General features: G+C 70.1%; 8 protein-coding genes and 2 pseudogenes. 3 read left to right on the forward strand and 7 right to left on the reverse strand.

What is annotated here, in order from left to right; genetic code table 11:
* Nucleotides 1-583: 583 nt before the first annotated feature.
* Together ACZ5CW_RS39570 and ACZ5CW_RS39575 are read left to right on the forward strand one after the other, a co-directional pair.
* The gene (locus ACZ5CW_RS39570; protein WP_468610384.1) at nt 584-871 is read left to right on the forward strand and encodes a hypothetical protein; all 288 of its coding nucleotides are present in this window, start codon (nt 584-586) and stop codon (nt 869-871) included.
* Between the two features lie 197 nt (nt 872-1,068).
* A complete protein-coding gene (locus tag ACZ5CW_RS39575) occupies nt 1,069-1,647 on the forward strand; it encodes a GNAT family N-acetyltransferase (RefSeq protein ID WP_468610386.1) in 579 nt (192 codons plus the stop codon).
* Nucleotides 1,648-2,538: 891 nt separating this feature from the next.
* Here ACZ5CW_RS39575 and ACZ5CW_RS39580 read toward each other — a convergent pair.
* The 4 genes and pseudogenes from ACZ5CW_RS39580 to ACZ5CW_RS39595 form a co-directional block, all read right to left on the reverse strand.
* Nucleotides 2,539-2,933 (reverse strand): annotated as a pseudogene (locus ACZ5CW_RS39580) (transposase); the annotation flags it as partial.
* A gap of 193 nt (nt 2,934-3,126) precedes the next feature.
* Nucleotides 3,127-4,356: an esterase/lipase family protein gene (locus ACZ5CW_RS39585; protein ID WP_468610388.1), complete on the reverse strand. Its 1,230-nt coding sequence runs from the start codon at nt 4,354-4,356 to the stop codon at nt 3,127-3,129.
* Between the two features lie 353 nt (nt 4,357-4,709).
* Complete coding sequence (locus tag ACZ5CW_RS39590; protein ID WP_468610390.1) at nt 4,710-5,678, reverse strand: SMP-30/gluconolactonase/LRE family protein; 969 nt, start codon at nt 5,676-5,678, stop codon at nt 4,710-4,712.
* Between the two features lie 191 nt (nt 5,679-5,869).
* Nucleotides 5,870-6,778: a helix-turn-helix domain-containing protein gene (locus tag ACZ5CW_RS39595; RefSeq protein WP_468610392.1), complete on the reverse strand. Its 909-nt coding sequence runs from the start codon at nt 6,776-6,778 to the stop codon at nt 5,870-5,872.
* 543 nt (nt 6,779-7,321) lie between these two features.
* Between ACZ5CW_RS39595 and ACZ5CW_RS39600 the strand changes: the two genes are divergently transcribed.
* Complete coding sequence (locus tag ACZ5CW_RS39600; protein ID WP_468610394.1) at nt 7,322-7,876, forward strand: HNH endonuclease; 555 nt, start codon at nt 7,322-7,324, stop codon at nt 7,874-7,876.
* Nucleotides 7,877-8,212: 336 nt separating this feature from the next.
* Here ACZ5CW_RS39600 and ACZ5CW_RS39605 read toward each other — a convergent pair.
* From ACZ5CW_RS39605 to ACZ5CW_RS39615, 3 genes and pseudogenes are all read right to left on the reverse strand, one after another.
* Nucleotides 8,213-8,329: pseudogene (locus ACZ5CW_RS39605) on the reverse strand (ACR3 family arsenite efflux transporter); the annotation flags it as partial.
* 193 nt (nt 8,330-8,522) lie between these two features.
* On the reverse strand, nt 8,523-9,050 hold the full coding sequence (locus ACZ5CW_RS39610) for a hypothetical protein (RefSeq protein ID WP_468610396.1): 528 nt from the start codon (nt 9,048-9,050) through the stop codon (nt 8,523-8,525).
* A 24-nt stretch (nt 9,051-9,074) separates the two neighbouring features.
* Entirely contained in the window at nt 9,075-9,632 is a 558-nt protein-coding gene (locus ACZ5CW_RS39615) for a hypothetical protein (protein ID WP_468610398.1), read from the reverse strand.
* Nucleotides 9,633-9,981 lie beyond the last annotated feature (349 nt).

Raw genomic sequence — 9,981 nt, forward strand, 5'->3', positions numbered from 1 at the left:
AGAGAAGAGAGAGGGACCACCCCCTCCCCAACAACCCCCCCCTCCTTTGTGGTAAATGGGGAACCGACCCACACACCCCCCGGCGGCTCGGGGGTCCCCCCCCCCCCCCCCCGCTGCGCAGCCTTCGGTCTAGGTATCGGCCCTTGGCGTGCGGCACGCGGCGGCACGGTCGTCGTCGCCGTGCCGCCGCGGTCTCACCCATGCCACCGCACCCTGAGTTCCCTCATCCGACCGGCTCACACACAGCTCCGCACCACATTGTGCAGACAGGCGCCGGCATCTCCCTGACGGCTTTGACCTGCGGATATACAGATGACCACGGTCATCTGCGGCTCTCGTTCGGCAGCGGCCGGATTCCCCGGGCGATCGGACATCCGGCGCCCGACCACAGTGGGCGGCGTGACCCGGGCTCTGGACGGTCGTTGGGTAGGGCATCACGCGCTCTCCCCCTCCTGCGCGCACCCACGTGAGGGCCCGGACCCCACAGCCTGCCCGGCTCCGGGCCCTCACCCCCCACTGCCCCTTTACGGGGGCGAGGCAGGCCAGGCGGCCGGCCCGTCGGGTGAAGGTCTCAGAGGGCGGTATGTGGCGTGATGTTGTATCTGTCGTCACTGGAACGGGTGGGATCGCTGCATCTCCGCTCACTCGCAAGACGCTGCTGGACCTGCCCGATCCGCCACTGCCCGTGCTGCCGGCCGCGAAGCTGCCGGACCATCCGGCGTACCAGCAGATCATGGCGGTGTTCGCCGCGGCCGATGCCCCGCTGCGGGCGCGAGCGGTGTGCGAGGCGATGGACTTGAAGATCGCGCCCAACAAGCGGGGGATCCTGGCCGAGCCCGAGCAGGGGCTGTTCACCCTGCCACGGCCGTAGCCCCTCCGGCGGGCCGCAACCAGCCCGCTCAGCCCAACCGGAAGGCCAAACCGGGCATCACCTCAGGTGCCGACCTCCGGGGGCGCTCGGTCGCGCCGATGAGCGGACATGTCGTTCTGCCAGGCCGCCGAGAAAACCCCTTGCGAGTGACCCGCATCGGATGTCTGATTGATCGCCCACCGATCGGGGGAGAGAACATGAGGACGTCGCTGCCCACCCCCTCGTTGCGCACCGCTCGCCTTCGACTGCGTGCCTTCGAAGACGCGGATGCGAACGACCTCTTCGCGCTGCAGAGCAACGCCCACGTGCTGCGCTACTGGGACAGTCCACCGTGGAGCGAACGCGAGCGTGCCGAGAAGTTCATCGCCCGTTGCCGAGAGATGGAGAAGGAGGGCACCGGGGCGCGGCTGGCCGTGGATCGTGTCTCCGACGGGGCGTTCATCGGCTGGTGCACCCTGGACTCGTGGAATCCGGACTTCCGCAGCGCCTCGCTGGGCTACTGCTTCGACGATGCGGCGTGGGGCCACGGCTACGCGACCGAGGCCGCGCGCGCGTTGCTGCGGTGGGCGTTCGACACGTTGGACCTGAATCGCGTCCAGGCTGAGACCGATACGCGCAACGTGGCTTCTGCCCGCGTGCTGGAGAAGCTCGGCTTCGTACGTGAAGGGACGTTGCGAGAGGACTGCGTCGTCAACGGCGACGTCTCCGACTCGTGGATCTACGGGCTGCTCAGACGGGAGTGGCAGCCGTTGTCCGAGCCGGTTCCCGCCCACTGAGTTCCGTCGCTCGGCACCCGGTATCGGCTAACCCCGAGCAACTGATCACTGCGCCTCATCCACACACAACGGCGAATCAGACAAAGAGTCACATACCTTCCTCTCATAGCGGCGCGCACCCAAAGGGTGCACGCCAACGGCAGGCCGGACAGATGTGACGGCAGCACGTCCCCCACCAAAGGCTTCACGGGGCACACCGTCCCAGGAGCGGAATCCGCGTGCTCGCTGCTCCGCCCCAGCGTCCCGAAGGCGGTGGTCGCCTGCCCGCCGAGCGGGACGGCCGGGTGGGACCGCCGGATCTAGCCGTCCGCAGGCGGATCGGGCGGAGACTTCCTGCACCGCAGGGCATCGGTGCGGCGGTCCCCCGCGCCGGTGGGGACTGCACGCTCGGCCTTTTCGTGCCCTGCTGATCTGTGGTGAGCGCCCGCCACGGGCACACCGTCCGCTGCAGTCGCAGGCCGGGTGTGCGCCGCGTGCAGGGGTTGTTGTGTGGGCTGGAGCACGGCGGAAATCGCGCCTCGGAAGGTGCAGTGGGCACCGAGTGCGACGCCGCCGCGGGCTGTCTGCTGCCGGGTGAGCTGATGGGCTTCCCTCGCCGCTTCTGCCTGTTCTCTGGCGTGCGTTGCTGAGTCCATGGCGGTCTTGGCCTGGTGCATGCTGATACCGGCGGCCCCGATCGATACGACGACCGCGACAAGCGCCATCCAGTCTCCTGCGTCCATGGCACGACGCCAGCCTGCAGGTCCGACAGCCTTGGCAAACCGCCTGGTGATCTCTAACTGGTCGTTTCAGAACGAGGTTCGTAGGCGGCGAAGGCATATGAGGCTGCAGGCCAGTCACAGCAGGTCCTGGTGGAGATCAGCGCGCCGTTCATAGCGGATGCGGAGGCGTGTGCTTGGAGCCGGGGCGGGCGCGGTCGACGGATGGGGGCCCACGCGCGCCGCCCTTTGAGGGCCCGGATGGGCGAGCCGTCAACGGCGCAGTCGTCAGGTCCAGCAGGCAGGCGCGGCGCAGCTCGCCCAGCAGGGCGGCGTGCAGGCGGGCCAGCCCCCGGCCTCGGCCCAGTCCCGCAGCCGGCGCCAGGCCGTCACACCAGATCAGCCCACCGTTTCCGCGGGGACATCCCGCCAGGCGACACCGGTCCGCAGCGCGTACAAGACGCCGGCGAGTGCCGTCCGGTCGGGAACGCGCAACCGCCCGGGATGGCGATGGCGTCGCTCGGGAGCGGGCGGCAGCAGCGGGGCCACCCGCTCCGACAGATCGTCAGGAACAAGATCAGAACGCACCTCGGACACCCTGCCGACCAAGATCGCCGAGCACAAGACCTGCAGCCCGACTCACCCGTAAGCAGGGCAGAGGACACGAGGTGCGGGGACGTTCGCAGGGGGCCCGTGCTCGCTCCGCCGCCGTGGTCGGGCGGAGCCGTGGTCGGGCGGAGCGGTCACAGCCCCTGCTCGTTTCTGCCGGAGCCGACTGGGGTCAGTCGGGCAGTCGGTCGAGGACCCAGCGGCCGATGTCCTCCGTCATGAGGGCGTGCGGATCGTTGTCCTGGGACAGGAGGAAGTCGTGGAGCTCGGACTCCTCCGGCGGCAGCTCGTCGATATTGACGTACAGGTCCTCCTGCCGGTCCAGGTCACGGACGGCGGCTGCGCTGACGGACGGCACGAAGCACCCGGAGCGGTGGACCAGGTCGACGCTCTCGCCGACGCCGACGAGGGCGTCGCCGATGATGCCGAACGATTCGAGCGTGCCGCCCGGCGCCCCGTCCAGCTCGGGGAAGCCACTGGTGGTGATCGCGTGCGGACCGCCCAGGACCCCGTTGAGCACGGCCGCCTCCGCCGGGTCGCCCTGGGACTGGGCGAGGAAGTAGGTGCCGTCGAAGAGCGGCCCGGCGCAGCTCAGTGTCTTCGCCCCTGCGCGTACGCCGTTGCCCACACCGTCGCCGCGTCCGCTGGACACTCCGAGCAGACGCGGGATTTGCGGCCATGAGCCGACCTTCTGGAGCTCTTCCTTGAACTTGGTCCGCAGCGGGCTCTCCTGCGGCGTGCCCTTCATGTCGTCCAGGTAGCGCCAGAGCATCTGCTGCGAGGCCGGGCTGCTGATCTGCCGCAGGTAGGTGTCGTCGACACCGGCGGTGTAGTGCGCGAATGCCTGCAGGCCGATCGGCACCCACGCCCCCCGGTGCGGGCGGTCGACCGACAGATAGACGCCGACCCGGTGGTCCATGCGCCGCTGTTCCATCTTCGCCAGAGCGTAGCGGGTGACAAGGCCGCCCATGCTGAACCCGCCGGCGAGGAGCCGGGTGTCGTCGAGTTGCTCGGCGATGGTCCGCAGGATCGCGGCCATCACCGTCTCGGCGTTGCGGAGGATCGACTCACTGCGCTCGTCGAACCCGACGAGGACCAGGGTGCGTCCGTGGCGCCGAAGCTCGCTGATGAACGGGTTCCGGCCGTTCTCCAGCTGGTCCCAGAGCCAGTCGAAGTCGCTCGGCCCGAGGTTGAACCCGTCGGCCAGGACGACCGGCCGGACCACACCCCTCTGTCCCTCCCCGTAGTACACACGGGCGCTGCCGCCCGGCAGCTCCCACACCTCGTCGGCCGGGGGCGCCTGCAAGGCAGCCTCCCTGCCCACGGGCGTCACCAGTCCGAACCCCGGGGCGGCCTGCCTGATCTTCTCGGTCTTGCCGTCGGCCACGAATAGCCCTTTCATGCTGTCGACGACAACTCAAGGGACATGCCCGGCAGACGGATCCACCCCTATGCATGCACTCCACATGCAGCTGTATCGAGTTGACTCGCCCCATTCCGCCCCTAGATGGAAGAGTTGCTGCATACGTGCTGTGCCGATCCCACGAGTGGCCCACTGCGGCGCTACCGGCACGGCGACCGTGCTCATGGTCATCAGGGCAGGTCGGCGGCCGCCCGGCAGGCAGGTAGGCAGGTACCAACATCCGGGGCGGAAGTAACGCGCCCAGCAACCAAGACTTCACGACCGTCGCCCTCGCCTGCCTGCAGGAAGTCGCCGCCGTGCCCGTACCGGGTGACTGGGATCCACTTCAACACCTAGCCGTTCAGGTGGGCCAGGAGGAGGTTGGGGTCCTTCGCCGTGACGTACGCGGCGCTCAGGACGTAGGCGGTGTCGCCGTGCAGGGCGATGGAGGTGGGGTTCTGCAGGCCGTCGGCGGCGGTCAGGACGGTGGAGTGGGTGCCGTCGGGCTGGAGGAGGGCAACCTCGCTGGGGCCGTTGAGGGCGGCCAGGATCTGGTCGCCATGGCCGGTGAAAGCGAAGTCGTCGATCCCGGCCAGGCCGGTGGCCCGGGTCTGGGCCGGGCCGGCGCGACCGTCCCGCAGGACGGGTATGCGCAGGACGGTGCCCCGGTCGAGGTTGGTGACCCACAGCGCCCCGTTGCGGATCTTCAGCCCGTTGGCGCCGAGGAATCCGGTGGAGGCCAGTTCGGGGGCGGTGGACCAGGTGTGGGGTATGCCGCCGGTGGTGGGCACGCTCGAGATGGTACCGAGGACGGAGTCGGTGACGTAGAGGGTCCGGGTGCGCGGGTCCAGGGCCAGGCCGTTGGGCAGGCCGGCCGCGGGCAGCGCGGCGATGCGCTGCGGTGCGCCGCCGGGGGGCAGGCGCCACAGGCCGGTCAGGTCGGCGGTGCCGGTGGCGTACAGGAAGTAAAGGGTGCCGTCGTGCGCGCGGACGATGCCGGTGGTCAGAGCGAAGCCCAGGGCCGGGGTGTGGATGCCGCCGTCGGCGGGCGCGGGCAGGGTGGCCAGGATTCGGGTGGATCCCCCGGGGGTGATGCGGGCGACCTGGCGGGCGGCGGCGAAGGTGACGTACGCGCTGCCGTCAGGAGCCAGCGCCATGTTCTCGGGCGTCTGGTGCCGGGCCACGTCAAAGTGCTCGGCGATGCGCGCGCAGCTCAGCGGGGCGGAGACGGCCGACGCGACGCCGGGGGTGACCGCGACGACCGCTGCTGCGGTCAGTACGACGGCTGCCGCGGCGGTCTTGGACAACGTGTTCTTGGACATGGTTCCCTTCACTGTTTTCGGACATGCGGCAGCGGTAAGGCGGCGCGCGGGGGTTGGGGGGATGGCTTCGGCCGGAGGCCTCGTGGACCGGGCTGCTTCGGGCGGCGGCCGGTGGCCGCCGCCCGTACCCAGGTGAGTGGATGGACGGGCGCTCGCGGATGTCTGCCCGGCGTCCGGTGGCGTGTGCCGGGTCAGCCGGAACCGGCCCGCACTCCCGGTCGCGCCGGGTCGCGCTGCGGGCTGACCTGGGCGAGCAGGGCCAGCGTGGTCCGCGCGGGCGAGTCGGCCTCGGTGGTGGCGACCACGATGTTCTGCCCCTGGCCCGGGCCCCGGCCCTGGCCCTGGCTCAGGGTCTGCTGGGTGACGGTCAGCGGGCCGACCAGCGGATGCCGCATCTCGTAGGTCGCGACGGCGCACGCCGTGACGCGGTGGTCGGCCCACATCGAGGCGAAGTCCGCGCTCTTCGCGCTCAGTTCACCCACCAGCGCGTGGAGCGCGGTGTCGTCCGGGTACCGGCCCGCCACCAGGCGCAGATTCCCCACCACGGCCCTGGCCTTGGCCGGCCAGTCGGCGTACAGGTCACGGGTGTGCGCGTCGAGGAACACCAGCCGGGCCATGTTGGGCCGCTCCGCCGGCCGGTCCGGGGCGCTCGGGTCCAGGTGTCCGGCGAACAGCGCATGGCCCAGCCGGTTCCATGCCAGGACGTCACTGCGGCGGCCGCTCACGATCGCCGGGACGTGGACCAGTGCCTCCAGCAGTTGACCGGTCGCCTCCGTCACCCGCTCCGGGGCGGGCGGGCGGCCTCGGCGTGAGCCCGTGGCCGACGACCGGGCAAGGTTGTGCAGGTGCAGGCGCTCGGCTTCCTCCAGCCGCAGGGCCCGGGCGATCGCGTCCAGCACCTGCGGTGAGGCGTTCAGGGACTGCCCCTGTTCCAGCCGGGTGTAGTAGGAGACGCTGACACCCGCCAGCGACGCCAGCTCCTCTCTTCGAAGACCCGGCACACGGCGCCGCTCCCCGTAGTCGGGTATCCCAAGATCCTCCGGTTGCAGCCGGGAGCGCCGCGTCTGCAGGAACTCCCCTAGCCGCACTTTTCCGTTCATGGATCCGAGTATGGGCCGGGCCCGACCGCACAGCCTGACCCTGGCGTGGATAGGCACCGATGGGTCTGGCTCCCCGGCGGGACCGGTGGTGACGTGGGCATCGCCGACATGGCACCAACCCACCCGTCAAGGAGGATGCCTCGCGCGCCCTCACCAGCGAATACGACCTCTTCGAGGTCCTGGACGCATCGGATTTCACCTTCACCCGGCGCGCCTGAGCCGATGCCGCGCCCGCCCGGGTCTACGACCTGGTCAGTGACGTGTCCACCATCGGGCGCTGGAGCCCCAACGCGGGCGACGTCACGTTCGACCAGGGCGCCGGGCCCCGGGTCGGGGCCCGTTCAGCGGCCGCCGCCTCCCTGCGCGAGCAACTCAACAGCTGCGCACACGCAGGCGAATGGCTTCCCGCTTGGACCACTGGCCACGAGGGAGGAGGCTGGCAGCGCTCACGGCCTCGCCGCGGCGACCGCCCTGCTGGGCGCCCTGCCGATAGCGGGAGCCGCAGCCGACACCACTGCGGCGGTTCCGCTACTGCAGGAGGTCATGGCACTCCCGGTGGAAACGGAGCACCGCGAGGGCTACGACCGGCAACGGGAATGCGAAGGCTGGATCGACGCAGACCACGACGGCTGCAACACCCAGGCGGAAGTCATGGTCGCCGAAGCCATCCAGGCTCCCGAGGCGACAGGACGGTGCGCCCTCGACGGAGGCACCTCGCTGGCCGAGGCATGGGACTCCGGAGCCTGGCGGTGGACCAAGGCCGTACACGTCGCCTACGCCGACAACCTCGACGTCGACCACCATCTGATCGCCGTCACCCTACGTTCCAGCCGCCAGAAGGCCGACAAGGACGTCGCCGAATGGCTGCCCATCGAGCCGGCTCGCTGCCGGTATGGGACCCAGTGGGTCTCGGTGAAGTGCAACAACGGCCTGAGCGTCGATGCCACGGAGAAGCGGGCGCTGCTGAGGAAACAGTCTCACGGCAGACATCAAGCAGATCAGGGCCACGGTGCACACGTCCAGCGAGGGCGGCTCCGAGACCTACAGCTGGGTCTACCTCGGCATCGGGGGCCGGGAGGTCGCGCTCACGACCGGTGACAACGGCGACTTCGAGAAGGGCGCGAAGACGTGCTTCATCATGGGCGAGGAGAACACCGAGGACGCTGACATCAGGGTCGCCCCCGTCCTGGAGGCCGAGTACAACGACCCGCGCAAGCCGCAGCTGCTGGACGAGGACCTCGACCTCCACCCCGCACTTCACACCCAGTACGGCACCCGCCTGGGCCTGGTGCGGTTGGAGGAACTCCTCGCCGGCCCGAACGTCACTTTCAACCGCGGCCTTCGCGGCCGACGCTCCGCTGTTCCTCCAAGCTCCCCCGACCGCCGGGGTCCGGCTGCGCGAGGCGGCCCGCACCCGGTGGTGGAGGGGATGGTTCAGCCGGCCGGCACCTGGGCGCGATCGGTGAACTTCCGGCGCCAGGCGCGCGAGACGTCCACCAACGCCACGAGGACAGGGACTTCGATGAGCGGGCCGATGGCACCGGACAGGGCCGCAGCTTCTCTTCCCACACCCGCGGGGAGTGGGCCGAGACAGCCGCCCACGTCCTGGCCCGGCTCAGCCGCCCACGCTGACCTCAGCATCCCCAGCCGGCCGTGCGGTTCCACGTCTCGCTGTAGATCCGCATCTGTACCGCCGGCGGCTGACCCGCGCCGACCAGCAGAACCAGAACCTGACGGAGCACTACTAGGTGCTGAGCAGCCGGTTGAAGAAAGAACGATAGCGGCGCAGTGCCCCGCGGAGTTCCTCCGTGTTCACCCGCTCGCCCTTGCTCCACTGGCCTTCCAGGTCCTGCTTGTGCTGGGCGAATGTGGAGGCCAGCGTCTGCATGACGTTCGCGACCAAGGTGTCGGCGTCGTGCACGGCTTCGCGGGGGTCGTCCACGAATTTGCTCTGGATGGCCTGCCAGCGATCACGGAAGTCCTGATCCTCTTTCTCCGTCAGCAGCTGTGGAGTCTCGTCCTCCGCGCCATTCGAAGTGCCTGCCGCGCCGGGGGTTTCGGCTTCGGCATCGGAGACGGAGCGCTCTTCGGCGGGCTCGCCGGCCCCACTTTGCGCCTCGCCCGTCGCGGTGGCCTCTCCCGGGTAGACCGGAGTCCCCGAGGGGGGTTCCCGCCTCTCACCCGGCGCCCCGGAGGCGTCGCCGGAGGTCTGCGCGAGATCTTCGGTGGACGGGCCGCTGGTGGTGCGGGCAGTGTCGTCGTCGCTGTGCATGGGACTCCTCATGCCGAGTGGGTGTCAGGGGCGGGCAGGCTGGGACCGACCGCCGTCGGAGAGCAACTCGTCGAAGAGAGCGCGGTAGTGGACCATGGCGCCGCGCAGCTGTTCGGTCGTCGCCTGCCTGCGGGTGGTGAGCGTCTCCACCTCGTGTGCGGCGCGGTAGTGCTCCAGGGTGCGCCCGTGCTCCACCGAGAGATCCCTCATCTGCTGTTCGAACCCCTCGGTCGGATATCCGCGCTCGTGCATCAGGGAGGTCACCAGCCGGTCCGCGTCGTGCACCGCGTCGTCCGGCCGGTCCACGAACTCCTCCTGGACGCTGTTCCACTCCCTTGCGTAGCGGTCGCGTGAGACGGGAGGCAGCGGTTTGATCTCCAGCGAGTCGTGCCGCTTTTCGCGCTCCCTCAGCTCCCGCTCGGCGGCGAGCCGGCTGTCAGATCCCTCTACCGTCCGCTCGTACTCGGGACCGAAGCGTTCACGGAGGTGACGGCGTCGCATCAGCATTGAGGCCGCCACAGCGGCCAGAGCGATCAACACAACGATCGGGATGATGATCGCCAGAAGCGTTCCCGTAGACATGAGCGCACGCTCCTCAGTGGAGTAGTGACGTTCACACCTCCGTGTTCCCATTTAGACGCAAACATACCCATTTCCGACCGCCCGGCAATCAGGCGATGAGCAGTCCCGGCGTGTGGATCGACGGGCGGGTGACTGGCGCCCGAGGTGCCCGGCCCGGCGACGATGCGCAAGCAGGTGCCGGTACCGCGGTGAGGCCCCGCTCGGCCGCAGTGGGCGGACAGCCGCGTGCGCACCGGGGGGGGGGGGGGGGGGGGGGGGGGGGGGGGGGGGGGGGGGGGGGGGGGGGGGGGGGGGTGGGAGGGGGGGGGGGAGGGAGGGGGTGGGGGGGGGGGGGTGCGGCGCTGCCGGG

The organism is Streptomyces sp. NPDC031379, from assembly GCF_055569615.1.